The organism is Fervidicella metallireducens AeB (assembly GCF_000601455.1).
Lineage (GTDB): Bacteria > Bacillota > Clostridia > Clostridiales > Caloramatoraceae > Fervidicella > Fervidicella metallireducens.
On record NZ_AZQP01000007.1, the window covers coordinates 24,450 to 51,014 of the forward strand.

Genomic DNA, 26,565 nt, shown 5'->3' on the forward strand with positions numbered 1-26,565 from the left:
TTCGGGTAATGATATAAAACCCGACTATCTTAAAATTAAATATAAATATGAAACTAAAAAACCTTTGAGAAATGAAGCTGTTTTAAATGATACTATTTTAGAATCTATTCACTTCAGGAATCTCAAGGGTTTTTATCCTGTTTGAGATAATTTTAGATATAATTTAAAAACAAGAGTTTTAGAGTGAAAATTTCGAATAATAAGAAATTGTTACAGATGTTTAATTTTGTTATATGTGCCAACATGAAGTATTATATTATTAGGACAAACAGTAAGGGTTATGGAGGTGTATTATGAACAAATTTAGAACTGTAGATGAAGTTTTAGATTTAATTAAAGATGGACAAACAATAATGTTTGGCGGTTTTCTAGGAAACGGTACAGCAGAATCTATTGTTGATGCAATAGTAAAAAAGGGTGTTAAAGATATTACACTTATTTGTAATGATACTGCTTTTCCAGATAGGGGTGTTGGTAAGCTTATAGTAAATAAGCAGGTAAAAAAGGCGATAGTATCTCATATAGGAACCAACCCAGAAACAGGAAGACAGATGAATTCAGGTGAGTTGGAGGTTGAACTTGTTCCTCAGGGCACTTTAGCAGAAAGAGTCAGGGCTGCTGGGGCAGGACTTGGAGGAGTATTAACACCAACTGGACTTGGAACAGTTGTTGCTGAAGGAAAAGAAATTATAGAAATAGATGGAAAACAATATTTGTTAGAAAAGCCACTAAAGGCGGATATAGCTATCGTATTTGGTAGTGTAGTAGATAAAAAAGGTAATATATGGTATAACAAAACTACAAGAAACTTCAACCCATTGATAGCAACAGCTGCAGATGTTGTAATAGTTGAAGCTGAGAAACTGGTTGAAGTTGGAGAAATAGAGCCAGAAAATGTAATGACACCACATATTTTTGTAGATTACATAGTTAGGAGGGCTGAATAATGTTAGACAAGGAAAGAGGAAGGGTTTTAATAGCCAAGAGAGTAGCAAAGGAACTAAAAGATGGAGACGTTGTAAATTTAGGCATAGGCCTTCCAACAGAAGTAGCTAACTATATACCTGAAGGAATTGAAGTTACTTTTCAGTCAGAAAATGGTTTTATTGGTTTAGGACCAGCACCAAAGGAAGGTGAAGAGGATAAGGATCTTGTTAATGCTGGAGGCAAGTATTCAAGTATTCTTCCAGGTGGAGCATGTTTTGATAGTTCTATGTCATTTACAATAATAAGGGGTGGACATGTGGATGCAACAGTACTTGGGGCTCTTCAGGTTGATGAAAAAGGAAATTTAGCAAATTGGATGATACCTGGCAAAATGGTTCCTGGTATGGGTGGAGCAATGGATTTGGTAGTTGGAGCTAAGAAAGTTATTGTTGCCATGGAACATACTGCAAAGGGAAGCCATAAAATATTAAAGGAATGTACTTTGCCACTAACAGCTGCAAATCAAGTGGATTTAATTGTAACTGATATGGCTGTTATTGAGGTAACAAAGGATGGATTATTGTTAAAAGAGATAGCTCCAGAAACAACATTAGAAGAGGTAAAGGAAGCTACAGGAGCTGAATTAATAATAGATAGTAATTTAAAAACTATGGAAGTTTAATATTAAATGGGACCGAAAGGTCCCCTTTTTATTATTTTTGTACTAAATGAATATATGATAAAAGTTTAAGAAATAATAATCCTGAAGATTTAATGAATTGGAGAGATTTTTATGCTAAGGAAAAAAGTTTTAGAAAGTAATATTGTTGGGGTTGGGAAAAATGCTGATGAATCAGAAGCTTTGCGACAATCCCTTATGTTTTTACCTTGGAATAATTTTATACAAAGTAATCACAGGGTTACAATAACTGCAAATTTGGTAAATCTTAATCCTCCACATGAAGCAGTTACAGTGGGACAGAATACGTTAAAAAAATTAATACAGTTAATTAAGGAGAGAAATCCCAAAAGAATAGTTGTAGCTGGAGGCTCAGGAGGAGCAAGTACCATGGATGTGTTTAAAGCTTATGGCTACGACAAAGTGGTGAATGAAGAAAATGTTGAGTTCGTAGATTTGAATTCTGGTGATTTTGTTGAGATTTCCCTGAATCATAATATAGTAAAGAGTACAAAGATTAACAAACTAATTAACGAAACAGATGTGCTTATATCCTTTACTCAATTAAAAGTACATGAAGAGTCAACTATGTCTGCAGCCATAAAAAATATGGCATTAAGCTGGCCACCAGCAGATATTCATGGTTATCCTAAAAAATCTCTTGGTATTCATGAAGATTTACATGGTTTTATAGTTGCTATGGCTGAGACGATACCAATAGATTTGGCAATTGTAAGTTTAAATCCAGCAATGATAGGTACAGGACCATCAAAGGGAAAAGCAGTACATTCAGGCCTTGTTATTAGTGGACTTGATGCTGTTGCAGTTGATACGGTTTGTGCCAGATTACTAGGATTTAGACCCCAGGCAATTAATTATCTTTTCAGATTAATTAAAGATGGTGTTGGTCAAGGAAATATGGATAATATCGATATAAAAGGGATGACATTAATAGAAATGGAAAAATACTTTTCTAATCTTGCCTTTGGAAAGGAATTTGCAATTGATGAATAAAAAGCCTTCTAATGGAAGGCTTTATCTGAAGTGGATATTGTGTTTTGTCAGTAAGTTATGTTTTGTTGACCAAAGTTTAGAGGATAGATCTACGTAGTATTTATGAGGATTTTCAAATCTTAAAACCTCATCCCAAAGTGTAGAGATTTGTTCTTTGCAATAGGTCTTTATATCAGTAACATTGGGACAGTCATATACAACCTGACCTTTATCTAAAATCTTGGTTAGCAATTTTTTTGCTTTGAAATTTGTAAGTGTTTTTCGTTTCCATGTGTGTATAGGGTGAAAAATTTCAAGGGGCTTTGATTCATCAATTATTTCATCAGCTAAAGTTATTAAGTCAGCAATTGCTTTATTTGTTTTCTTATCATAAAGTCTATAAATCTGTTTAAATCCTGGATTGGTGATCTTCTCTTCATTTTCACTTATTTTTATTTTTGGTTTAATTTCATTGTTTTCTTCAATTGCAACTAGTTTATATACTCCTCCAAAAACCGGTTCAGATTTAGCAGTAATCAATCTTTCACCAACACCAAATGAATCAATCTTTGCGCCTTGCAATATTACATCACGTATAATATATTCATCTAAAGAATTAGATACTACAATTTTACAATCAGGGAAACCTGCTTCATCCAGCATTTCTCTTGACTTTTCTGTCAGATATTTAATGTCACCACTGTCAATTCTTATACCCTTTGGACGTATACCTAGAGGTACAAGTTCTTCATTAAAAACCTTAATTGCATTAGGAATACCAGATTTTAAAACGTTATATGTATCAACCAGAAGAAGACAATTATTAGGATAGGTTCTGGCCCAAGCCCTAAAAGCCTCCAGTTCTGAGTCAAATAATTGTACCCAGCTATGTGCCATTGTACCAACTGCTGGAATACCGAACATTTTTTCTGCAATTGTACATGCTGTTGAGTCACACCCACCAATATAAGCGGCTCTTGCTCCAAAAATTGCTCCATCATAGCCCTGAGCCCTTCTTGAGCCAAATTCCATAACTGTTCTTCCATCGGCAGCTCTGACTATTCGGTTAGCCTTTGTAGCTATTAATGTTTGGTGATTAATCGTCAGCAATACCATAGTTTCAATAAATTGTGCTTGTATGGCTGGACCTCTGACTATAACTAGGGGTTCATTTGGAAACACAGGAGTTCCCTCTGGTATTGCCCATACATCACAAGAAAATTTAAAATCTCTGAGATAATTTATAAAATCATCATTAAATAGTCCTTTATTTTTCAGATATAAAATATCATCTTCGCTGAATTTAAGATTCTTTAAATATTCAATTAACTGTTGAAGACCTGCCATGATACAGAAACCCCCACCGTCAGGCACCCTTCTGAAATACATATCAAAATAAACGATCTTATCTCCAACACCATTATATAGATATCCATTGCCCATAGTTAGTTCATAAAAATCTACTAAAAGGCTAAGATTTCTCTCTTCTTTCCAGTCAAATAGGTGAGACATCTAAATTTCTCCTTTCACAACTTCTAAGTAATAGATAATACATAAACAGTTTTAGAATATAAATTAACAGCTTATATTTCTCAGGTTTATAGTGTATAATAATTAAAAATTGCCATAATTTCACATGAACAATTAATCTGGAAATTATTTTATATAAGCATCATATTACCATTGTATTACTAAGTACTATTTAAGACAAGTGTAAAGGTGATTACAAAAATTATATTATTTAAGATTAATAAAATATAGAGAGGAGTATTTTATGTATTCAGTTAAAAGTTTAAAAGAAAAACTTCCTCATGATTTTTTAAATAGTTTATATGATATTTTTTCTCCTTGCACTGTTGATAAGATTTTAATGGGTTTGGCTTCAAAACGTGATGTAACTTTAAGGGTTAATACTTTAAAATATGATACAAGACAAGTAATGCAATATTTAACAGATATGAATATAAAATTTCAGAGAAATACATGGTTTAAAGATGCCTTGAGTATAAAAAATGTAACTGAGAAAGAAATACAAAAGTTAAACATATACGAAAATGGAGGTATATATCTTCAGAGTCTACCAAGCATGATGCCACCTTTGGTTTTACAGCCCAGGCCAGGTGATAATGTTCTGGATTTAACAGCAGCTCCTGGAGGAAAAACTACTCAAATAGCTGCTATAATGAAAAATAAAGGATACGTACTTGCAAATGAGATGGATAAGATTAGATTTGAAAGATTGAAGTATAACGTTGAAAAACAGGGAGCTTCAATAGTTGAAATTAAATTAGGTGACGGGTCAAAACTTGGAAATATTTACAAAGAAAAATTTGATAAAGTTCTATTAGATGCACCTTGTAGTGGTGAAGGAAGATTTCTGGCTAGTGATGTGAGAACGTATAAATATTGGTCAAAAAATGAAGTCATTAAGTTGGTGGAGGTACAGAAGAAACTTTTTAAAAGTGCTTATACAGCATTAAAACCAGGGGGTACTATGGTATATTCCACATGTACTTTGAATTTTGAAGAAAATGAAAAAATAATAGATTGGGCTCTAGATAATTTTAACCTGAAAACTCAGAAAATAGAATTAGAAGTACCACATAGAATGGAGGGTATATCTGAAGGCGTTAAGAAAGAGATAAAGAATTCAATGAGAATACTCCCAAACAGGGAAATGGAAGGATTTTTTATTTGCAAATTATATAAATCATCATGATAAAGAAATAAAAAGGAATCGTAGCAAATCAAGCTGTTTATAAATAATGTTTCTTGTCATTTTGAATAAATTGGCATGTTAACATGCCAATTTATTTCAAACCCTTGTCTTCCTTAATGTTTTCTACGGCAGTTTTTATTTCATTACCGTAGCGCAAATTTTCTTCTACAAAATCTACACCGGGGCCAACATTATATCTTACAGATGGAGTTGGATTAGCTTTTCCAACTATACCCTTTTTACTTTTTCTTGTCATAACATAACACCCCTTTAAGAACAGAGATTATTTAAAAACCTATGCTAATAGTGTGCTCATTAAAAAATTATATATACAAAAATGCTGTGTTTTTGTATATAACACAAAGGATATGATATAATTGAGTTGTCTATCACGCACATTGGAGGAAGAATAATGATTGACGAAACAAATACCGTAATAATACCAATAAAAAATTATTGTTATGATGATAAACATCACGAACTCCATAAGTTACTAAGTAATTTACAATTAAAAAGAAGTGAATTAATGGACATAATAAATAAAATTTTATTAAGAATAGATGCAGAACCTGATAAGGATTATACTAAAGGAGATTTATTAAAAAATTTAAAAGTTGAGCTAAATTTAACAAGGATACAAATAAACTTTATTATTAGCTTTTTATACGATAACGATTTAATTGAAAATAAAAATGGGGGAATATCATTAACATCCTATGGAAAATTATTTCTTATATCTGATGATATATCGAAAGTAGTGGATGTTTATAGGTATTTATTTGATAGATGTGATTGGAATAAAGCAATAGATAATAAGATTAACAATAAATATCTTGAAATAAATAGCAGGGAATATGTGGCAAGTTTATTTTTAAAATGTAGAGATATTTCAATTATTGAGGAAAATGCTAAGAACTCTGATTTAAATCTGGAAAGTTTATATAATAGCTATAGAATTCTTTTGGAGTTTTTAGATGATAATGGTATTAAAATAATTGTAAAAGAAATTCTAATTCCTTTAGGCTTAGTTAAAAATGAAGAAAAAAGTAAATATTTTAAGTTAACTAATGTCGGAGAAGAATTTTTTAGATTTTATAGTAGAAACATAAAAAGACAATATATTAAAATGATTGAAGAAGGTTGGGAAAATTTTGACAGAGGAAATTTTCAGGAAGCATATGATATGGCAAATAGCATCTTATATATAGAAAATAATATTCCTGATCCTTTTAATATAATTGGATGTGTCTATATTAAGAAAAAAGAATATGAATTGGCAAAAAAATATTTCTCTATGCTATAAATATTTGTGAAGAGAATATTTTAGAGTTAACAAAGGAAAGGAATTTTATTAGTGATGTTTATATACCTCTTTATTACAATTTAGGACTGTGCAATTTTTTAACAGGGGAATTTTTTAATGCAATAAAGATTTTTTCAAATATAAGAAAAACATTACCATACAAACTGGATAATGTAGAGGATTTGTATAAAAAATTAAAAGAAATAATTGTTTTAAAACAATAGGGACAGACTTAAGCTGACAGGGAGGAAAAAATATGGATGTTTATGAAAAAATAAAATCAGTTACAAATGTCAGAAGATATAAAACATTAAATTCTTCAAAATACATCAGCTCTTTAAATTATAAGGAATATGAGTTTGTGTATAAGGAGTTGTCCTATAGAAATTCAAGTCATTATATTGACGAAAACGATGATATTAACTATCTGGTTAAAGTAGATAATAATATAACATTAGAAACCTTCGTAAAAAGCAGAAAGATAATAAATGTCCTAAGAGACTTAAAAGGCCCTGTTATAGAATTTAAAATTGAAGATGCAGAAAAATCTTATTTATTTTCCTATAACTTAGAAAATGACAATGATCTTTATGAAATAAAAATCCTTCTTGAAAAGAGAAGAGTTAATGTTAACATTGTTATATTTGATGGAAGCCAGTTTCTTAAAGGATTAACTATACTTATGGAAATTGATGATAGAATATTAGATATGTTTAAATATATAACAGAGACTTGCCATTGTGGGGGACATCCAAGGATAGACCCAGATTTTTCAAATGATATGACCGGAAATTATCTGATGGTTGAAAATAATTTTGGAGTTTTAGAGGAATTGCTAAATATAGTTGATAATCTGCAAAAATGGAGGAGCAAGGACGATTTTGATATTTTAATAGACTATGATGAAAATATTCAAATTTGGTTTGCAGGCAAATTAACTAACCTTCAGTATATTAAAAAAGAGATAAGTAAGAAATATAATATAATTTCTGAAGGGACAGGAATAGCAAAAGGAAAAGGTTTTATAAAATATAACAAGGGCATGATTTACTTTTATAAAAGTAATTTAGAAGAAAATTTGGATTTTAGTATTTAATACAATTATGTATCAGTGAGGATTTTCCTCACTGTTTTTATGCTATAATCTTCTCAATCTGCTCATCATATATTGTCTCTTCTTCAAGAAGCATATTTGCTAAAGAATCAAGCTTTGTTTTGTTTTCCACAAGAATGTTAAATACTTCTTTGTAAAGTTCAGTAATTGTTTTGTTACATACTTCTACAATAGCAGCATTATTTGAAATGCCTTCTTTGTCTAAAATGTTATAATTTAGCAATCCAGTGCTGTCAAACATACCATAATATTTAATCATAGCAAGAAGTGTATTTGTGGCATTTTCAATATCACCAGAAGCACCTGTTGTAATATTGTCCTTTCCGAAGACCAGTTCTTCTGCTGCCCTTCCACCAAGTGCAACTTTAATGTTATTCAGAAGTTGGGTTTTTGTATGATAAATTCTATCAGGAGGAATATTCAATGTGTATCCTCCAGCACCCTTAGTACTTGGAATTATTGTTACTTTTCTCACATGGTTTTCAGGTGAAATCAATTTTGAAATCAATGCATGTCCAGCTTCATGGTAGGCAGTAATTTTTTTGTCATTTTCCTTAATAAAGCTTCTGTCTTTCTTTTCTGCACCAGCTAGGACTATACCATAGGATAAATCAAAATGGTTCATATTTATGAATTGAGAGTTTTCACGAGCAGCTAATATAGCAGCTTCATTGACTAAGTTTTCAAGTTTTGCTCCTGAAAAGTAAACTGTCATCTGTGCAATTTTATATAAGTCAACATCATCAGCTATTGGTTTGCTTTTACAATGAAGCTTTAGAATTTCATGTCTTGCATTAACATCAGGAAGGCCAACTTCAATGTGCCTGTCAAATCTTCCTGGACGAAGCAATGCCTCATCTAATACATCGAGTCTATTAGTAGCAGCAATGACTATAATACCCTGGCTTTCTTTAAAACCTGACATTTCTGCTAATAGAGCGTTAAGGGTTTGATCTCTTTCATCAGAGCCTCCATCAGCACGACCATCTCGCTTTTTACCAATTGCGTCAATTTCATCAATAAAAATGACTGCTTTACCTTTTTCTCTTGCTTTTTTAAATAAATCCCTTATTCTACCGGCACCAACTCCAACATAGATTTGGACGAAGTCTGAACCGTTAACTGCATAAAATGGTACATTTGCTTCTCCGGCAAGGGCTTTGGCCATAAGAGTTTTTCCTGTACCTGGAGGACCATATAATATAACTCCACGTGGCATTCTAGCATTGTATTTTGTAAATTTTTCTGGATTTTTTATAAAATCCACAAGTTCTCTTACACTCTCTTTCGCTTCAAGATTTCCTGCTATACTATCAAAGCTTATCTCCCAATCTTTTTCAGGGGAAACATCCATTGTTGATAGTTTAAAAGCACCACTATTGCTTGAAGTTTTTCGGGAAATAAAATATATAAGGGTAGCTACAATAACTGTAAGAAGAATTGCTGTTGGCACAGCTTCATATGGACTTACAGCTCCCCCCTCATGAACTTTTATACCCTTTAATAGCAGGTATTCTTTAAAATTTAAAGTTCTAGGATTTTCTGTAAACAATTCTTTTTTGTTTTTTAGAATAACCTTAATCCTCTCTGAATCTGATAAATAAACATCAGATACATTTCCATTTTGCACCTCAGATATAAAAGTCTTATATGGAATCATGTTATCCATATTTTTAGATGCTTTATATCCAAAAAAGGAGGCAATTGTTAGAATTATTACTAAGGTAGGCAAAATAAAGTTAAACTTTTTTATTTTGTTCATTATATCCCTCCAATCTACTATCTGATATAATAATTTAGTTTACATAATATATTATAAATTTTTTAATGAAAATGTAAAATAATTTACATAATTCTTTCCATGTTATTTAATGTTAGTTACAATAAAAATAGGGGTGATATTATGGAAAAAGGAGAAGTTTTAGTAGAAAAAATTTTACTAAGCTTAGAGGAAAATTTAATGTTTGATGCAGCTATTCATATTTGTAGATTACTTAAGCTTGATAATGTTTTAATTGATTATTATTATTTTTTAAAAGGAGAAAGTAGAGAAGTTGATCTTAATAAACTGGATTTAAATAGAAGAAAGAAAATTTTGTATATAAAATCACAAAAAGAAAAAACAGAAATGAATAATTCTTTAGCATTAATATCAAGAAGTGATATTAAAGAAAACTTAAATAAGGGTTTTATTGAATTTAATAAAGGTAACTATAAAGATGCAGAAAAAAATTTCAGCGATATTTGTAATAAATGCCAAGGATTTGAAAAGGTATATTCACTTACATATATGTGTATATGTAAGTATCAGATGGGTGAATTCGTTGATTCACTAAGATATATAAATTCTGCCTTAGATATTACCCCCTGATGATAAATTAAAAAATATCAGGGAAGCTATTATTGATAGATTAGCTGGTGTTGAGACTAAAAATAAGTTTATAGAAGATTATTATGTAAAGGGGACTTATATTGGAGAGCTTTTAAAAAATTCATTACAACTATATGAAAAGATTGATAGTATAAAAATTGAGGAGAAGAATGTTTTTAAAAAAATAAAAAAATATTTTAAAAAAATCAAGATTTTATTTAATGAGCAAAAGGAGAGGCTGGAACAGGATTTAATAAATACAAATGAGTTAATTCTTGATGCAGAAAAACAATACAACTGCTATTTAAATGATAGTGAAGCAAAAAAATTTGCAAAAGAAATAGAGAAATATAATCTAAATGAAGATATTGAAAAGGTTCTAAGGGTAGCAGAATTGTTATATTACACACGAAAAAAAGATGTTGATGTGGATTATTCATACATTGTCTTTTCATATTGTAAAGCAGTAGAGATGCTTTCAAGGGAAAAATTAGTAAGATATTTTATTGAAAACAGATCCAGTTTGCCACCGGCAGATAATAGGGAGGATTATTTAAATATTGGAATAAAAAGTTATGACGTAGGAGGAGTAATAAGATATAGTTTTAAAAATGAGTTTGATATTTCTTCAAGTGATTATCTTGTTGAAATAAATAAACACAGATTGTTAAGGAAAAAGTATACAGGTAATGAACATATTATGCCTTGGGATAAGCTAAAATTTATTAATCATTGTATAAAAACTGGTAAAGACCCCATTGATGGAACAAAGAGTGCTGGCATGCTGTTACTTTTCTACTGTGCCTATAAAAATTTTTTAAAAGTCCAATATAAAGACTTAACAAGAGAAGATATTATAGTCTTAGCAGGCAACTTGATAAGATTACAAAATGAGAGAAATAATTTTATGCATTCGAAAATATTAGAGCAAAAGGATTGGTTAGATGAAATACGCAGCCTTAGCATTAAATGTATTGAAACTCTAAGTTTTATAAAATAAATAAAATATGTGAGGTAGAAAAATGGGTAAAAAAATATATGCAATTAAAGAAGGTTTTGATTTTGCAAACAATAAAAAAGTTGAGAATCTAATTGTGAATACATGGGATGAATGTCTTAAATATGTTAAAGGTGTAAAGGGGGCTAAATATAAAAGTTTTACAGATATAATAGAAGCAAATGAATATTTAAATGAGACCTGCAGGTTACTAAAGAAAGATATAGATGAATATCCTAAAGACTGGATCCATGCATATGTAGATGGAAGTTACAACAATATTACTGGAAAATATGGATATGCTTTAGTTTTAGTTAAAAATGATGTAATCATATATGTAGAAAATGGAAGGGCTGAAGATGATAGTAATAAATCATTAAGGCAAATTGCTGGTGAGTTAAAGGCGGCAGTCAGGGCAGCTGAATATGCAGTTAGAAATAATGAAAAAGGAATAGTTATTTTTCATGACTATGAGGGAATTTTTCATCATGCTGTAGGTACATGGGATAGGAAGGATGAATCTTCAGTTGAATATTATTCAAAAATGAGACATTTAATTGATAAATTAAATCTTGAGATTGTTTTTGTAAAGGTAGATAGCCATACCGGAGACTTATATAACGAGATGGCTGATGAATTTGCAAAAATAGGAGCAGGAGTAGAAATCAATAAGACTATTAGGAATTTAATAAAAGATAAAATAGTATATGTATTAGACAGTGAGGTGAAAAGCAAATTAAGAAAATTAATCAATGATGATTGTATTGAAAATATAAAAGTAACTGAAGAAATAATAGAAAAAATGAATAAAGAATCAACAGATATAGAAGATATTATTGATTATTTAAAAAATTCATCGATGAGTAAAGAAGATACTTTAAATTATTTAAAACAGTTAGATAGCAGAGTAAAAGATGAAATAATTTTACATCTAATAAAAACTATATAGAATTTAAGTCAAAATGAGCCAAAATAAGGCTCATTTTGACTTTTTTGATATAAAAATTGCAGAAAATAAGTTGCAAAAATATTGAAATTGTTGAGCATAAAAAATTGAAAATTAAAATAATTTTATTATATATTAACATATTTAATTAAATAGTATATAATATATTTTGAAAAGAGTACCACAATGACGGATGAATATTATTTATAATTTATAGTTGCAATTTAAATTTCATACATATAAAATTAATTTATAACGGGATGAAGGGGAGAAGGTCTTATGTTAATAAACGAAAATTTAAACTCGCTAGGATTTAAAGGTGTAAAAAACATTTATAAGAATTTATCAGTAAGTGAATTAGTTGAAAGAGCAGTATTAAATGGAGAAGGAAAACTAACTTCTAGTGGCGCTTTAAATGTAAATACAGGAAAATATACTGGGCGTTCACCAGAGGATAGATTTATTGTTGACCAGAGAAGTATACACAATGATATAAACTGGGGAAAGGTAAATGTTCCAATTGCCCAAGAAAATTTTGATTTAATTTATAAAAAACTGATAGAATATTTTCAAGGTAAGGATTTATATATTTTTGATGGTTTTGCTGGTGCGGACAAGAGATATTCAATGAAAGTTAGATTTATTAACGAATTGGCATGCCAGAATTTATTTGTGCATCAACTATTTATTAGGCCTACTGAAGAAGAATTAATTAATTTTTCACCTGAGTTTACTTTGATTTGTGCTCCTGGATTTAAAGCTGATCCAGTGGTGGATAAAACTAATTCAGAGGCATTTGTTATTATTAATTTTGAAAAGAAAATGGTTATTATTGGCGGTACTATGTATAGCGGTGAAATGAAGAAATCAATATTCTCAGTATTAAACTACATTCTACCACAAAAAGGTGTTTTACCAATGCATTGTTCAGCAAATATTGGTATAGAAGGAGATACAGCGTTATTTTTTGGATTATCAGGGACAGGTAAAACAACACTTTCAGCAGATCCAAACAGAAGGTTAATAGGTGATGATGAGCATGGTTGGTCTGATGATGGAATATTTAACTTTGAGGGAGGCTGTTATGCTAAATGCATAAACTTATCAAAGGATAATGAACCTCAGATTTGGAATGCAATAAAGTTTGGAACTATGCTTGAAAATGTGGTTGCTGATAAAAATGGAGAAGTTGACTATAGTGATGATAGATTTACAGAAAATACAAGAGCTGCATATCCAGTTGATTATATTCCTGGAGCGGTTTTAGAAGGTACAGGAAGCATACCGAAAACTATACTTTTCTTGACAGCTGATGCCTTTGGAGTCCTTCCTCCTATTTCTAAATTAACAAAGGAGCAAGCGATGTATCATTTTATGTCAGGTTATACAAGTAAATTGGCTGGAACAGAAAGAGGCATAAAAGAACCACAAGCAACATTTTCAGCATGTTTTGGAGCACCATTTATGCCTATGAATCCATCCTTTTATGCAAAGATGCTTGGTGATAAAATTGAATCAGCAGATGTTGATGTTTACTTAGTAAATACAGGATGGGCGGGAGGTCCTTATGGTGTAGGAAAGAGAATGAAGCTTTCTTATACTAGAGCTATGGTTACAGCTGCAATAAATGGTGAATTAAAAAATGTAGAGTATGTTGAACATCCAATATTTAAGTTAATGATGCCAGTAAGTTGCCAAGGTGTTCCATCTGAAATATTGAACCCAATAAATACTTGGGAAAATAAGGATGAATATAGAAAATATGCATTGGAATTAGCAAAGAAATTTAAAGAGAATTTTAGTAAATTTACGGATGTACCAGAAAATATACAGGAAATAGCAGCTTCTATTGAATAATAAAAGGGGGTAGAATTTTCTACCCTTTTGTTTTATTATATAATGGAAAACATAATGAAAGATATTAATTTGTTTTATTGCAACTAAATTAGTAAATAAGGGAAATAAATGGGGGAATGAAAAGTGAAGGTTTCGGGTATCTCAAATAAAAATTCCTTATCAAAGCCAAATAATACCAAAGAAAAGTCTTTTAAAATGGAAAGTTTCTCATCTTCTCTTGATCTAGCATATAGGGAGAAAACAGAAGAAGAACTGCAAAAAATGTTGCAAGAAATAGATAGGATAGGGAGACGACTTATTTCAACAAGAAGTGCTGAGGATGCAAGGGAATATAAAAATAAAATTAAAAACTATTTAAGTTTTATAGTTAAGAATATATATATATTAAAAAGGGAACCAGGAGTTTATAATTATGGTATTCATACTAGAATCGAAATAATAGATAGTAAATTGGATGAATTAACAAAAGAGTTGTTAAATGATCAAAAGGAGAGCATCGAGCTTGCAGATAGAATTCATGAGATTAAAGGACTTTTAGTTGATGTTTATAAGTAATGTTATTAATTTAAAGGATTTAACTTATCTAAACAAGGGGTTATGCCCTATGAATTCAAATATAGGTATAAAATACATTAAATTACCTATTAACAAAAGTAGATTAATGATATATAATTAATATAAAATAGTCCTGAGATGTTCGTAGAGCCTGTAATTTCAACCGACAACATTAAAACGGGAGTTCACGTCAGTATATGGATGTCATGTCTGTTTACCAGAAAGGCAGAAGTATGTTGCAGAACACCCACCTGCCGTGAGGGCGGGTCTGAAATTATCAGGTAGCGGCATGTCGGGCATTTTTTTTGAATAACTTTTATAAATTTACATATACTACCTATGGAGGTGGTATAAATGGCTGATTTATACGAAAGAAAAAGGCCAGGTCTTTTAAGTGTGATAATTAAATTTTTAATTAATTCGGTAGTTTTGCTTATAGTTAGTTTTTTGGTACCGGGCTTTTTTGTAGCTGGATTTGCAACTGCATTGGTTGCTGCTATTGTAATAGCAATATTAGATTACTTTGTTGAAGCGATTTTTAAAATTGATGCAACACCCTTTGGAAGGGGATTGTCTGGTTTTATTGTGGCTGCAGTAATTATTTATGTGACCCAATTTATTGTTGCAGGTGTGGCAGTAAGTTTTTGGGGAGCTATATTTGCAGCTCTAGTAATTGGTTTAATCAACCTGATTATACCGGGAAGAGTAATTTAAATGTGGCAGATTTGCCACATTTTTTTAATTTATACTATAAGACTACATGTGATTTGCTTTATGGTTAAATCTTTATACTCCTTACAAAATGTGGTATAATACTTTTAAAAGTGCAATGGAGGTATAAATAATAATGGAAAAATTCGATATTGCCATGGGGATTGTAAGAGTAAGTGAAGCAGCGGCTCTTTCATGTTCAAAACTATTGGGAAAAGGTAGTTCTGAAATTGTTGATAAAGCGGCTGTTGATGGAATAAGGCATGCATTTGACTTATTGCCGATAAAGGGACGAGTTGTCATTGGAGAATGTGAATTAAATAAATCTTCAATTTTATACATAGGTGAAAAGGTTGGAATGTGGGAAGATGGGCAGAAGGAATTCGATATAGCATTGGACCCAGTTGATGGTTCAATTCTTGTTGCAAAGGGGAGGCCAAACGCTATTTCAGCTATAGCAGTTGCAGAAAAAGGGAAAATATTCAGATCACCACAGATATATATGCAAAAAATAGTTGTTGGGCCTAGGGGTAAAGGAGCTATAGATATAAACAAGTCCTTAAAGGAGAATATCGTAAGTGTTGCTGATAAATTGGAAAAAGATATTGCAGATATAACTGTTATGATTCAAGATAGACCAAGGCATGAGAAGTTAATTAAAGAAGCTAGAGAGATTGGCGTTAGAGTTAAGATTTTTGGTGAAGGTGATATAGCTGCAGCATTAGCTACAGTGTTTGAAGATACAGGGGTAGATATGTTAGTGGGAATTGGTGGTGCTCCTGAAGGCGTTTTAGCAGCTGCAGCATTAAAATGTCTTGATGGAGAAATCCAGGCAAAGTTATTACCGGAAAATGAAAGGCAGTTAGCTATGTGTAAAAGAGCAGGTATTGAAGATATCAATAAAGTGTTAACAGCTGATGATTTGATTATGACAGATGACGTATATTTTGCAGCTACAGCTATAAGTGATTGTGACTTGCTAAAGGGTGTAACATATAAAAATGATATTGCAATAACACATTCAGTTGTAATGAGGTCATCCAATGGAGTCACAAGATTTGTAGATGCAACACATAAATTGGAAAAGAGTATGATTCATATAAAAGACGAAATATAAAATAGAGGTCCTTTAAAAGGACCTCTATTCTTTTGAATTATATATATTTAAATATACATCTCTCATCTTTTCTACTTCTTCCATAGCTAATGGTTTAGGAATACCAATCTGTGTAGAAAATAAATAAATTTGGGCGGATTTCTCCAAAATTTCGCATACTAAAAAGGCTTCTTCAATATCCCGTCCTAAACAGATTGCCCCATGATTGGATAGAAGAACAGCATTTTTATTTTCAATTACTTCAATTATATTCTGAGCAATTGTTTTACTTCCGGGAAAAGCATATTTTGCGCAGGGTACTTCTCCACCAATTATCATTGCCATATCATCAACAATAGCCGGTATATTTTTACGGGCAGCTGCTATAGAAGTTGCATATATGCTATGAATGTGAATTATTGAATTAATATCTTCCCTGAATTTATATAACTCAATATGTGTATTTAATTCTGTAGAGGGTTTTTTAGTACCATCTATTACTTTACCCTCTAAATTTAATGTTACAATATCTTCCGGCAATAGATTATCATAATCTATTCCACAGGGAGTTATGTAAATTTTATCACCATGTCTAATACTGATATTTCCCCAAGTACCAGAAACTAAGTTTGCACTTTTGATTTTCTTACCATATTTAACTATATCAGCCTTTAACAATTCCATTTCATTCATTAATGTCACCTCATATATAGTTTTTCTTAGGTATAAATTATAACCTTTTTATAAAGTACAATAGCAACAAATATATAATTACTATAATTTTTTAATTTTTCCTGCTTGAGATTAAATTTATTTTTTAAATAGATGCTAATTATCGGAATAAAATAAAAAATAAATCTAAAAAAATTGGCATATTAATCCTATAGAACAATTGGGAGATGATTTAGTGAAGATAAAAAAAGTATTTTCATTACTTATGTTTTGTGTAATAATCATATTGTGTGTTTTCATTAGAAACGAGATGTTAACAATTGTTTCAAGCCCACAGAATTTAAGACATTTTCTATTAGTTAATAAGAAATTATCTGTACTAATTTACTTAATCTTAAGTGCTACTAGAACATTAATTTTTTTACCCGCAGGTATGTATGCCTTGGCATCGGGATTAACCTTTGGAAGCCTGCTAGGTACTCTTTTAACAGCTATTGGAACGACACTAAGTGGAATAATTGCCTTTTATATTTCAAAATTCTGGGGTAGGGATTTTATACAGAAAATTTTAGGCAATAGAGCAAAAAACATCGATGGCATAATTAAGAATAATGGTATTATCTATGTTATATTTTTAAGAATAGTTCCAATTTTGCCCTTTGATGCTGTTAGCTATGCAGCAGGACTTACTCAAATTAATATTTTTGATTTTGCTGTAGGTACACTGATTGGCAGCTTGCCTGGTGCCTTTGTATATAATTACCTTGGAAGCAATATAATGAATTTTAATTCTGTAGAATTCAAAATATCTGTTATAATATTTGTGTCGGTGTCACTTGTCCCAATAATTTATAAATATATTATCAAGAAAGGATGAGAATTTAATGGTAACAAAGGAACAAATAGAAAGAATAAATGAGCTATATAAAAAAAGTAAGGAAATTGGTTTGACAGATGAAGAAAAAAAAGAGCAGGAAGAATTAAGAAGGCTATATGTTAAAGCAGTTAGAGAAAATTTAAAGTCACAATTGCAAAATATAAAAATAGTTAGTCCTGAAGAATACGAAAAATTAACAAATACTAAAAAGTGCGGATGTGGGCATGACCATTTTCATAAAGATGATAGTTGCAATTGCAAGGAGCACAGACACTAATGAATTTTTACATCGCTATAATAATTTTTACTTTAACATTAGCTTTTGTTATAATAAAACCATTTAAACTAGGACAGGCTGTCTATGCAGCCTTTTTTGCCGTTCTTGTAGTAGCATTTAAAATTGTTAGTTTTTCGGATATTGGAACAGTTGTTAATAATGTATGGAATGCAGGATTTTCTTTGATATCTATTATGATAATTTCATCAATACTTGATGAAATAGGATTTTTTAAATGGGCTGCATTAACTATGGCATTAACTGCGGAAGGACAAGGTAAAAAATTGTTCTTATATATAATTTTACTTGGAGCTATGATAAGTATATTTTTTAATAACGATGGGACTATAATAATTTTAACACCGATAGTATATGAAATAATCAAAGCGTTAGGATTTAAAGAAAAAAACATTTTACCATTTATTTTTGCATGCAGTTTTATTGCAGATGCAGCAAGTATACCACTGGTTGTCAGTAATTTAGCCAATATAATAAATGCTGACATTCTTGGGCTGTCATTTAATTATTACCTATCAAAAATGCTAATTCCTGGATTGACTGTAATTATTGGAATTACATTTATGTTGTTTTTGTACTATAAGAAAAACATAGTAAATCATTACAATCCAAGAGATATTGGAAATCCTGATGATGTTATAACTGACTGGGGAATGTTTAATATAGGGGTACTGGTCTTATTTTCAGTTATTATTGGTTATTTTATAGCTTCGAAACATAAAATACCAGTATCTTTGATTTCAATTTTTGGAGCAGTGGCTTTATTAGTCTTTGGTAAGGTTAAGAAGTCCATAGAAATAACAAAAATATTGAAAAAAGCCCCTTGGGACATATTAATATTTGCTTTTAGTATGTATTTAATTGTTTTTGGACTTTATAAAAATGGATTTAATGAAATACTGTTAAATATTCTTCTTAAAGTACAGAATAATAATAATTTGTTAATTGCAATTTATTCTGGATTTGTTTCAACTATATCAGCCTGCACAATGAACAATTTACCTTCAGTTATGTTAGGTGCATTTACTATAAGTGATCCTAGGTTTACTGAGATGTCTAAAGAGATAATTGCCTTTTCAAGTATTATAGGTAATGACCTTGGAGCAAAACTGACACCTATTGGTTCATTGGCTACTATTTTATGGTTTGATATTTTAAAGTTAAAAGGTGTTGAAATTTCTTGGTTAGACTATACAAAGGCTGCACTTTACGTTGTAACGCCTGTTTTGGTTATGAGTTTGGTTGTACTTGGATTTATGTTTAGCTAAGTGCATTATTTTGTAAAGACGATTTATGATTTAATGTTTTGAAACATTGGGGGGATAATATGAAAAAAATACTTAGGGCTGAAATTATAAAAAAAAGACAGAGCATGACTGAAATGGATTTTATAAAAAATAGTAATTCAGTCTTTAATAATATTGTTAGTTGGCAATTATTTAAAGACAAAAATAATTTAATGCTTTATTATTCCTTTAGAAATGAAGTTGATACTTTAGATATTATTGAGGAGTGCTTTAGATGTGGGAAAAATGTTATTTTACCCAAAACAATCAAAGAAACTACAACAATTTTGCCATGTAAAATAGATAGTGTTTTAGAATTAATTAAAGGGGAATATGGAATTATGGAGCCGCCCGAAAAAGAAATTTTCTCTAAAAATAATATAGATATTATTTTTGTTCCAGGTGTGGCATTTGATAAAAGAGGATATAGAATAGGCTATGGAGCTGGTTATTATGATAGATTTTTAAGGGATTTTAAAGGAATAAAAGTTGGAATGTGTTTTGAATTTCAAGTCTTGGATGATGTTTTTCCTGAGGAACATGATGTCAGTATGGATTATTTAATAACTGAAAGGGGAATAATTAACACTGGTGATGTTTAATGAAAATATATTCCATTGATAGTGAAATTAATGAAACAACTGTAGATATGGTAAATTTTGATTCTAAGTTATTTTACTGGTTTGAGTTGACACCAGATGAATTAGAAGAATTAAATGGTAGGATATTTAATTTTCAAGAAACCTGTATAGAAGAGTGTAAAAGCAGAAGCCAGATGGCTAAAGTTGAATTTTATGATGATTATATTTTCCTTGTATTGAATTCTTTAAAGTTTGAGGAAGGCAATGTTAATCCAGATGAATTCAATATATTTGTATCAAAAAAGTATATAGTAACAACATCTAAAGAAGAAGTAAAAATAATATGTGAACTGCAGAATGAACTATTAAATTATAAAAATAGCGTATTTTTTTCAACAGATAGATCACCATCAAAACTTTTATATTATATTTTAGATAGACTGATTCATAACGATTATGAGATAATAAACAAACTTGAGAATACAGCGGATGTTTTAGAAATACAGATTTTAAAACACCCAAATAAACAATTTTTAAAGGGACTCCTTTATTTAAGACATCAAGTACACACTTTAAGAAGGTGTATAACTCCTTTAAGATACATTGGGGATAACTTATTAGGAAATGATAACAAAGTAATTGATGCTAAGTGCATTAAATATTTTCAGCAGATAAATTCAAAAATAGAAAAACTGATGTTTTCATTGGAAAGTTTGATTCAATACATTGGCCTTGTTCGAGAAGCCTTTGAAACTGAGATGGCTAATAAAACAAATGAATTGATGAAAACCTTTACAACAATTGCAATGTTTTTTTCACCACTGCAGCTAATAGTAGGTATATATGGAATGAATTTTAAAATGCCAGAATGTAGCTGGCAGTATGGATATTTATATGTAATTGTATTGATGTTTGCTGTTTCTTTCATATTATTTGTATATTTCAAAAAAAAGAAATGGTTATAAAATTGTATTTTCTTATCAATTATTGTAATATAGAATTAAAAATTAATTCTAAGGGGGAGAAAACATGGAAACAAAAGCTGTTGAAAATTTAACTAAAAAGTATAATCTTGTTTGGGACAATTTAAAGGAAAAGGAATTAGAAAAACTTATGGGCTTCTGTGAAGACTATAAAAAATTTATGGATGTTGCTAAAACTGAAAGAGAGGCAACAGATGAGATTGTTCGCATAGCTAAGGAAAATGGGTACATAGATATCAATGAAGCAATAAAAAATGGTAAAAAATTAGCAAATGGAGATAAGGTTTATGCTGTCAATAAAGGTAAAGGAGTAGCTATGTTCATAATAGGTAAGGAACCTATGGAGAATGGAATGAATATTGTTGGTTCACATATTGATTCCCCAAGAATAGATGTTAAAGCTAATCCTTTATATGAGGACGAGGGTTTTGCTTTATTAGATACTCATTATTATGGAGGAATAAAAAAATACCAGTGGGTAACAATTCCTCTTGCCATCCATGGTGTAATTATTAAAAAGGGTGGAGAAAAGGTAAATGTTGTTATTGGTGAAGACGAAAATGATCCAGTTGTGTATATCTCTGATTTATTGATTCATTTAGCTGCTGATCAAATGGAGAAAAAGCTAGCAAAAGGTATAGAAGGGGAAGACCTGAACGTATTGTTTGGAAGTATGCCAATTGAAGATAAAGAAGCAAAGGCAAGGGTAAAGTATAATATTTTAAGAATTTTAAATGAAAAGTATGGTATTGATGAAGAGGATTTTGTTACTGCAGAATTAGAAATAGTTCCAGCTGGAAAATCCAGAGATGTAGGTTTAGATAGAAGCATGGTTATGGCATATGGACATGACGATAGAATATGTGCTTATACTTCTTTAAGAGCTATGCTTGAAATTCAGGAACCAGAGAAAACATGTGTAGCATTGTTTGTTGATAAAGAAGAAATAGGAAGCAATGGTGCAACTGGTATGCATTCAAGATTCTTTGAAAATACTGTTGCAGAGGTTATGGACCTTTTAGGACAATACAGTGAATTGAAATTAAGACGTGCACTTGCTAATTCAAAAATGTTGTCATCAGATGTTACTTGTGCAGTTGATCCTAATTTTCCAGGAGTTGTTGAGAAGAAAAATGCAGCTTATTTTGGAAAAGGTATAGTAATAACTAAATATACTGGTGCAAGAGGAAAAGCTGGATGTAATGATGCAAATGCTGAGTTTATTGGAGAGATTAGAGACATCTTTAATGCTAATGGAATTGTATGGCAATCTTCAGAACTTGGAAAGGTTGATCAAGGCGGTGGTGGTACAATAGCATATATCCTTGCAGAATATGGCATGGAAGTGGTTGATTGTGGTGTCGCATTGTTGAGTATGCATGCACCTTGGGAAATTGCAAGTAAAGCTGATATATATGAAACTTATAAGGCATATAAAGTATTCTTAATCGAAGCTTAAAAAACATTGATTTAAGCCCCATGATTTATCAGGTAAATTATGGGGTTTAACTTTTTATTTTAATTTAACCAGTAGTTTTATCAGTTAATAATATAAGGAATAATATTTGATTTTATAGAGAATTATAATAATGACATCGATATCTATATAGAGGGAGGGTTCTTTATGATAAGAGAAGGTTTAATTCCAACAATGCTAGGTACAGTAGTAACAGCAGCTGGAGCTACAATGAGGGGTATTGACATGAAAAAAAGAGGAATGCCAAGACATGAAATTAAGCCTATGGTAGCAGCCGGCATCATCGGTTTTGGATTAGCCCATGTTGTATTAGGAACCATTGACCTCGTAAAGGATAGAAGATGACAGTTTAAGGAGTAAGGGCATTTTCCTTACTCTTTAACTTTTTTTGAAATCCTTTATTATTCTTAAATTTAATAAAGTATTTGATTTTCAGAAGGAAAATGAAAATAAAAATTGAATTATATTTCAGTAAGTAATTTTTGAAAAAAGGAGGAGGAAAATGAAGAAAAAATTAATATTATTTATTATTGCAACGATTATCTTAGGTTTAGCAGTGAAAGGCTATTATTTTTTGCAGAATGTGCAAGTTTGCACATAAAGAAGTAAAGCCATTAGATTTAAGTAAAATCAATATCAAAGTCCCTATTACTGAGAAAAAAGGTATGGTTTTCTATGAAATATTTGTTAGATCATTTTACGATAGCAACGGTGATGGAATTGGAGATTTAAAGGGAATTGAAGAAAAATTGGATTATATACAAAACCTAGGTGTGAATGGAATATGGTTAAGTCCAATATTTGAATCACCAAGCTATCACGGCTATGATGTTACAGATTACTACAGGATTAAAGAAGAACTTGGAACTTTTGAGGATTTTGTTAATCTAATAAAAGAAGCTCACAGAAGAAACATAAAAGTGATAATTGATTTTGTTCCAAATCACACAAGTAGCATGCACCCATGGTTTATTGAAGCTAGAAAATCAAAAAACAATAAATATAGAGATTATTATGTTTGGTCAGATAAAAATACAAATCTAACTGAGTTGTCTGACATTGGGCAAAGGGCATGGCATAAAAGTGGTGATTCATTTTATTATGCAAATTTTTGGTCAGAAATGCCAGATTTAAATTTTGATAACAAAAGAGTAAGAAAAGAAATAAAAGAAATTGCAGAATTCTGGCTTGATAAAGGAGTAGATGGTTTTAGAATAGATGCGGCTAGGCATATTTATCCCCAAAATAGAATTCAAGATACTTTAATCTGGTGGCAGGAGTTTGGTGATTATGTCAGAATTATAAAAAGTGATACGTATCTGGTGGGAGAAATTTGGACTAGTGAAAATATAATAGGAAAGTACTTTAAGGTCATGGATTCATGCTTTAATTTTCCCCTAGCAGAAGAAATAATAAAGGCTGCAACTTCTGGAAGAACTGTAAATCTTAAATTAATCATGGAAAACACCTATCCTAAATATGGGAACATTAATAAGAACTTTGTAGATGCACCTTTTCTTACTAATCATGATATGAATCGAGTAATGTCAAGGCTAAAGTCAATGGAAAAAATGAAAACAGCTGCTGCAATCTACCTAACACTCCCAGGCAATCCATTTATCTATTATGGTGAAGAGATAGGAATGTTAGGTGAGAAGCCTGATGAAAAAATAAGGGAACCATTTAAATGGTACAAAAACAGTGGCAAGGGGCAAACAACATGGGAAAGATTAGATTATAATATAGGGAAAAATTCAACTTCAGTTGAGGAAATGGATAACAAGAATGATTCCTTGCTTAACTTTTACAGGGATATGATCAAGTTTAGATTGTCTAACGATGTTTTAACAAAAGGAGATATAAAGCTATTAAATACAGATGATAAAACATTGGCTTATTTAAGAACTTATGAAAGCAATTCAAACCTTATAGTTCATAACCTGGGTGACAGTTCTGTTACTTTAACAATTCATCTGCCACAGGATATACAGTTAAAGGGAGAAATAATTAAAGGAAAAGGAGATATGAATATAAATAATGGTGATATAAACTTAAATTTAAATAGGAATTCTTTTATAATAATTAAATAGTATAAAGATAATTAAGTATCTACAAGAATTAGAATCCAAATAAAAAAGAGCATTGAATTCAACACTCAATGCTCTTTAATCTTGGTATAACTGGTGCCGAAGGCGGGGGTCGAACCCGCACGGATTTTACTCCACCGGATTTTGAGTCCGGCGCGTCTGCCAATTCCACCACTTCGGCATGCAATATACTGTTCCTGTTGACATGTTTTATTATAAATCCAAAATTATTTTAAGTCAACAATAAATTTTAAAAGAATATACAATACACAATTATATTTTAATAACAAAGCAAGTGAAGCATTAAAATATAGCTCACTTGCTTATTATGTAAACAATTACTGATTAATAGAATAACAAACATTTTATTATTTGTTATCATTTTTGGCTCTATTAGGTTTTGCCTTTGGTCTTCCAACAACCGGTTTATTTTTATTTTCACGATCGATTTTAGCAGTTTCAAGATAAATTAACATAAGGACAGAAAAGACAATAACTTGGACATATGGGATTAAAACATTACTAGTGTAAAATTTTTGAAACAACAATGGCATAAACAACATAAAGGTCATTAAAATAAAAAGAACACTTTTTTTGATTTTGTACTTTTTAAGTAATGTAACCCTTAAGAAATTAAATATTATTATTGAAAAAATTGCAATAGCAGTGAAAATTAAAACTATTACATACCATGGTGCACCTTTTGGCAACATCATAGTTAAAACCTCCTTTCTATTTAATATATTATAATATTTTTTATATAATTTCCAGATTAAATTAACGTAGTATACATTAACTATATATGAAGAATGATAATATTTATGGTAAAATTAAATACTGGATAAGAAAAAATGTAAAACTGTTTAAATATGTAAAGGGGTTGAATTTATGTTAAGATTTCTTGATGCAGGAGAATCCCATGGTAAAGGATTGGTTGCAATTATTGAAGGGTTTCCTTCAAATGTTGAAATAGATATAAACAGAGTAAATCTGCAATTGGCTAGAAGACAAAGGGGGTATGGGAGAGGAGAAAGAATGAAAATAGAATATGACCAGGTAGAAATCTTATCAGGTATTAGAGGTGGCAAAACAACTGGCTCCCCTATATCTATGTTAATATATAATAAGGATTATAAAAATTGGATGGACATTATGGATATACAAAAGGAATATACTGGAAAGATTACTGTTCCAAGGCCAGGACATGCTGATTTAAATGGAATTTTAAAATATAATCTTAATGATATAAGAAATGTAATTGAGAGGGCAAGTGCTCGAGAAACAGCAATAAGAACTGCTATTGGAGCAATTTGTATGGAACTTTTAAATAAATTTGACGTCAAAATAGTCAGCAGGGTATTAAGGATAGGAAAAGTGGAGGATTTAAGCAGAGTTGATATGAGTGCTGAAGAAAACATTAAACGTATAGAGGAGTCACAAATCAGGTGTTTTGATGCTAAGATAGAAAAAAGGATGATTGAAGAAATTGAATTAGCTAAAGAAAAGGGAGAAACATTAGGAGGAGAGGTTGAAGTAATAGCTTATAATATACCATGTGGGTTAGGAAGTTATTCAAGTTATGATAGAAGGATGGATTATATAATCTCAGGTGCTATAATGTCAATACAGGCTGTGAAAGCAATGGAATTTGGTGAGGGTATTATGGCTTCATGTTCATATGGCAGCGAAGTGAATGATGAAATTATTGTAGAAAATGATTACTATAAGCGTTCAACAAATTATGCAGGGGGGATAGAAGGAGGAATAACCAATGGAATGCCTGTTGTGATTAAAGTTTATATGAAGCCAATACCAACAACAAGGAAGGGTATAAAGACAGTAAAATTGAATGGAGAGGAAGCTATAAGTAGATATGAACGCTCTGATACATGTGCAGTTCCATCATTAGGTGTTGTATGTGAAAATATTTTAGCCTTTGAAATAACTAAGGAATTTTTAAATAAATTTGGTGGAGACTCCATTGAAGATATAAGAAACTCCTATGACTTTTATTTGAAACGTATAAGCAGGAGGTAGAG

General features: G+C 30.5%; 26 protein-coding genes, 1 tRNA gene, 1 other RNA gene and 1 pseudogene. 23 read left to right on the top strand and 6 right to left on the bottom strand.

Annotated features, from left to right (window positions below; all coding sequences use genetic code 11):
- The first annotated feature begins 293 nt into the window (after nt 1–293).
- The 3 genes from Q428_RS03425 to Q428_RS03435 all read left to right on the top strand — a co-directional run bounded on the left by Q428_RS03425 (nt 294) and on the right by Q428_RS03435 (nt 2,620).
- The gene (locus tag Q428_RS03425; protein WP_035378226.1) at nt 294–947 is read left to right on the top strand and encodes a CoA transferase subunit A; all 654 of its coding nucleotides are present in this window, start codon (nt 294–296) and stop codon (nt 945–947) included.
- Complete coding sequence (locus tag Q428_RS03430) at nt 947–1,609, top strand: CoA transferase subunit B (RefSeq protein ID WP_084478081.1); 663 nt, start codon at nt 947–949, stop codon at nt 1,607–1,609. The genes Q428_RS03425 and Q428_RS03430 overlap by 1 nt, the downstream gene beginning before the upstream one ends.
- A 111-nt stretch (nt 1,610–1,720) precedes the next feature.
- Nucleotides 1,721–2,620: a DUF362 domain-containing protein gene (locus tag Q428_RS03435; protein WP_035378230.1), complete on the top strand. Its 900-nt coding sequence runs from the start codon at nt 1,721–1,723 to the stop codon at nt 2,618–2,620.
- A gap of 21 nt (nt 2,621–2,641) precedes the next feature.
- Here Q428_RS03435 and Q428_RS03440 read toward each other — a convergent pair whose 3' ends face one another.
- Nucleotides 2,642–4,111 carry a nicotinate phosphoribosyltransferase gene (locus Q428_RS03440; RefSeq protein WP_035378231.1) on the bottom strand — a complete coding sequence of 490 codons (1,470 nt, stop codon included), beginning with the start codon at nt 4,109–4,111 and terminating at the stop codon, nt 2,642–2,644.
- Nucleotides 4,112–4,373: 262 nt separating this feature from the next.
- On the opposite strand from Q428_RS03440, the gene Q428_RS03445 reads away from it, so the two are divergent.
- Nucleotides 4,374–5,318, top strand: coding sequence for an RsmB/NOP family class I SAM-dependent RNA methyltransferase (locus tag Q428_RS03445; protein ID WP_035378234.1), 945 nt, complete (start codon nt 4,374–4,376; stop codon nt 5,316–5,318).
- Nucleotides 5,319–5,409: 91 nt separating this feature from the next.
- Here Q428_RS03445 and Q428_RS15340 read toward each other — a convergent pair whose 3' ends face one another.
- Nucleotides 5,410–5,574, bottom strand: a complete 165-nt coding sequence (locus Q428_RS15340) for a hypothetical protein (RefSeq protein WP_161633583.1) — start codon at nt 5,572–5,574, stop codon at nt 5,410–5,412.
- Nucleotides 5,575–5,730: 156 nt separating this feature from the next.
- Between Q428_RS15340 and Q428_RS03450 the strand changes: the two genes are divergently transcribed.
- A complete protein-coding gene (locus Q428_RS03450) occupies nt 5,731–6,621 on the top strand; it encodes a hypothetical protein (protein WP_035378236.1) in 891 nt (296 codons plus the stop codon).
- A gap of 256 nt (nt 6,622–6,877) precedes the next feature.
- A complete protein-coding gene (locus tag Q428_RS03455) occupies nt 6,878–7,717 on the top strand; it encodes a hypothetical protein (RefSeq protein ID WP_035378238.1) in 840 nt (279 codons plus the stop codon).
- Between the two features lie 37 nt (nt 7,718–7,754).
- On the opposite strand, the gene ftsH is transcribed toward Q428_RS03455, so the two are convergent.
- Nucleotides 7,755–9,497, bottom strand: a complete 1,743-nt coding sequence (ftsH, locus tag Q428_RS03460) for an ATP-dependent zinc metalloprotease FtsH (protein WP_035378240.1) — start codon at nt 9,495–9,497, stop codon at nt 7,755–7,757.
- A 141-nt stretch (nt 9,498–9,638) separates the two neighbouring features.
- Between ftsH and Q428_RS03465 the strand changes: the two genes are divergently transcribed.
- The 8 genes from Q428_RS03465 (at nt 9,639) to glpX (ending at nt 16,289) form a co-directional block, all read left to right on the top strand.
- A complete protein-coding gene (locus Q428_RS03465) occupies nt 9,639–10,106 on the top strand; it encodes a hypothetical protein (protein WP_035378242.1) in 468 nt (155 codons plus the stop codon).
- Nucleotides 10,107–10,500: 394 nt separating this feature from the next.
- Nucleotides 10,501–11,106 carry a hypothetical protein gene (locus Q428_RS03470; protein WP_035378244.1) on the top strand — a complete coding sequence of 202 codons (606 nt, stop codon included), beginning with the start codon at nt 10,501–10,503 and terminating at the stop codon, nt 11,104–11,106.
- Between the two features lie 22 nt (nt 11,107–11,128).
- Nucleotides 11,129–12,052, top strand: a complete 924-nt coding sequence (locus Q428_RS03475; RefSeq protein ID WP_035378246.1) for a ribonuclease H1 domain-containing protein — start codon at nt 11,129–11,131, stop codon at nt 12,050–12,052.
- Nucleotides 12,053–12,328: 276 nt separating this feature from the next.
- Nucleotides 12,329–13,906 (top strand): phosphoenolpyruvate carboxykinase (ATP), encoded by a 1,578-nt coding sequence (gene pckA / locus Q428_RS03480; protein WP_035378248.1) that lies wholly within the window; start codon nt 12,329–12,331, stop codon nt 13,904–13,906.
- Between the two features lie 123 nt (nt 13,907–14,029).
- Nucleotides 14,030–14,461, top strand: coding sequence for a YaaR family protein (locus tag Q428_RS03485; RefSeq protein WP_035378250.1), 432 nt, complete (start codon nt 14,030–14,032; stop codon nt 14,459–14,461).
- A gap of 127 nt (nt 14,462–14,588) precedes the next feature.
- Nucleotides 14,589–14,764, top strand: a non-coding RNA gene (gene ssrS / locus Q428_RS14780) — 6S RNA.
- A gap of 51 nt (nt 14,765–14,815) precedes the next feature.
- The gene (locus tag Q428_RS03490) at nt 14,816–15,175 is read left to right on the top strand and encodes a phage holin family protein (RefSeq protein ID WP_035378252.1); all 360 of its coding nucleotides are present in this window, start codon (nt 14,816–14,818) and stop codon (nt 15,173–15,175) included.
- A 133-nt stretch (nt 15,176–15,308) separates the two neighbouring features.
- Nucleotides 15,309–16,289, top strand: coding sequence for a class II fructose-bisphosphatase (gene glpX, locus Q428_RS03495; protein ID WP_035378253.1), 981 nt, complete (start codon nt 15,309–15,311; stop codon nt 16,287–16,289).
- A gap of 24 nt (nt 16,290–16,313) precedes the next feature.
- On the opposite strand, the gene Q428_RS03500 is transcribed toward glpX, so the two are convergent.
- Nucleotides 16,314–16,961 (bottom strand): class II aldolase/adducin family protein, encoded by a 648-nt coding sequence (locus Q428_RS03500; RefSeq protein WP_051514881.1) that lies wholly within the window; start codon nt 16,959–16,961, stop codon nt 16,314–16,316.
- 214 nt (nt 16,962–17,175) lie between these two features.
- Here Q428_RS03500 and Q428_RS03505 point away from each other — a divergent pair, with 214 nt between their 5' ends.
- The 8 genes and pseudogenes from Q428_RS03505 (at nt 17,176) to Q428_RS03540 (ending at nt 24,529) form a co-directional block, all read left to right on the top strand.
- Nucleotides 17,176–17,817: a TVP38/TMEM64 family protein gene (locus Q428_RS03505; RefSeq protein WP_035378254.1), complete on the top strand. Its 642-nt coding sequence runs from the start codon at nt 17,176–17,178 to the stop codon at nt 17,815–17,817.
- A 7-nt stretch (nt 17,818–17,824) separates the two neighbouring features.
- Nucleotides 17,825–17,989: pseudogene (locus Q428_RS16495) on the top strand (DUF896 domain-containing protein); the annotation flags it as partial.
- A 104-nt stretch (nt 17,990–18,093) separates the two neighbouring features.
- Complete coding sequence (locus tag Q428_RS03515; RefSeq protein WP_035378256.1) at nt 18,094–19,380, top strand: ArsB/NhaD family transporter; 1,287 nt, start codon at nt 18,094–18,096, stop codon at nt 19,378–19,380.
- 59 nt (nt 19,381–19,439) lie between these two features.
- On the top strand, nt 19,440–20,000 hold the full coding sequence (locus tag Q428_RS03520; protein ID WP_035378257.1) for a 5-formyltetrahydrofolate cyclo-ligase: 561 nt from the start codon (nt 19,440–19,442) through the stop codon (nt 19,998–20,000).
- Nucleotides 20,000–20,944, top strand: a complete 945-nt coding sequence (locus tag Q428_RS03525) for a magnesium transporter CorA family protein (protein ID WP_035378258.1) — start codon at nt 20,000–20,002, stop codon at nt 20,942–20,944. The genes Q428_RS03520 and Q428_RS03525 overlap by 1 nt, the downstream gene beginning before the upstream one ends.
- Before the next feature lie 64 nt (nt 20,945–21,008).
- Nucleotides 21,009–22,421 (top strand): aminopeptidase, encoded by a 1,413-nt coding sequence (locus tag Q428_RS03530; protein ID WP_035378259.1) that lies wholly within the window; start codon nt 21,009–21,011, stop codon nt 22,419–22,421.
- A 168-nt stretch (nt 22,422–22,589) separates the two neighbouring features.
- The gene (locus Q428_RS03535; RefSeq protein ID WP_035378328.1) at nt 22,590–22,784 is read left to right on the top strand and encodes a hypothetical protein; all 195 of its coding nucleotides are present in this window, start codon (nt 22,590–22,592) and stop codon (nt 22,782–22,784) included.
- A 236-nt stretch (nt 22,785–23,020) separates the two neighbouring features.
- Nucleotides 23,021–24,529: an alpha-amylase family glycosyl hydrolase gene (locus tag Q428_RS03540; RefSeq protein ID WP_051514883.1), complete on the top strand. Its 1,509-nt coding sequence runs from the start codon at nt 23,021–23,023 to the stop codon at nt 24,527–24,529.
- Between the two features lie 91 nt (nt 24,530–24,620).
- Here the strand turns inward: Q428_RS03540 and Q428_RS03545 are convergent.
- Together Q428_RS03545 and Q428_RS03550 are read right to left on the bottom strand one after the other, a co-directional pair.
- Nucleotides 24,621–24,707: transfer RNA gene (locus tag Q428_RS03545), tRNA-Leu, on the bottom strand.
- Between the two features lie 187 nt (nt 24,708–24,894).
- A complete protein-coding gene (locus Q428_RS03550) occupies nt 24,895–25,242 on the bottom strand; it encodes a hypothetical protein (RefSeq protein WP_035378260.1) in 348 nt (115 codons plus the stop codon).
- 172 nt (nt 25,243–25,414) lie between these two features.
- Between Q428_RS03550 and aroC the strand changes: the two genes are divergently transcribed.
- Nucleotides 25,415–26,563 carry a chorismate synthase gene (gene aroC / locus Q428_RS03555; protein ID WP_035378261.1) on the top strand — a complete coding sequence of 383 codons (1,149 nt, stop codon included), beginning with the start codon at nt 25,415–25,417 and terminating at the stop codon, nt 26,561–26,563.
- Nucleotides 26,564–26,565: the final 2 nt, after the last annotated feature.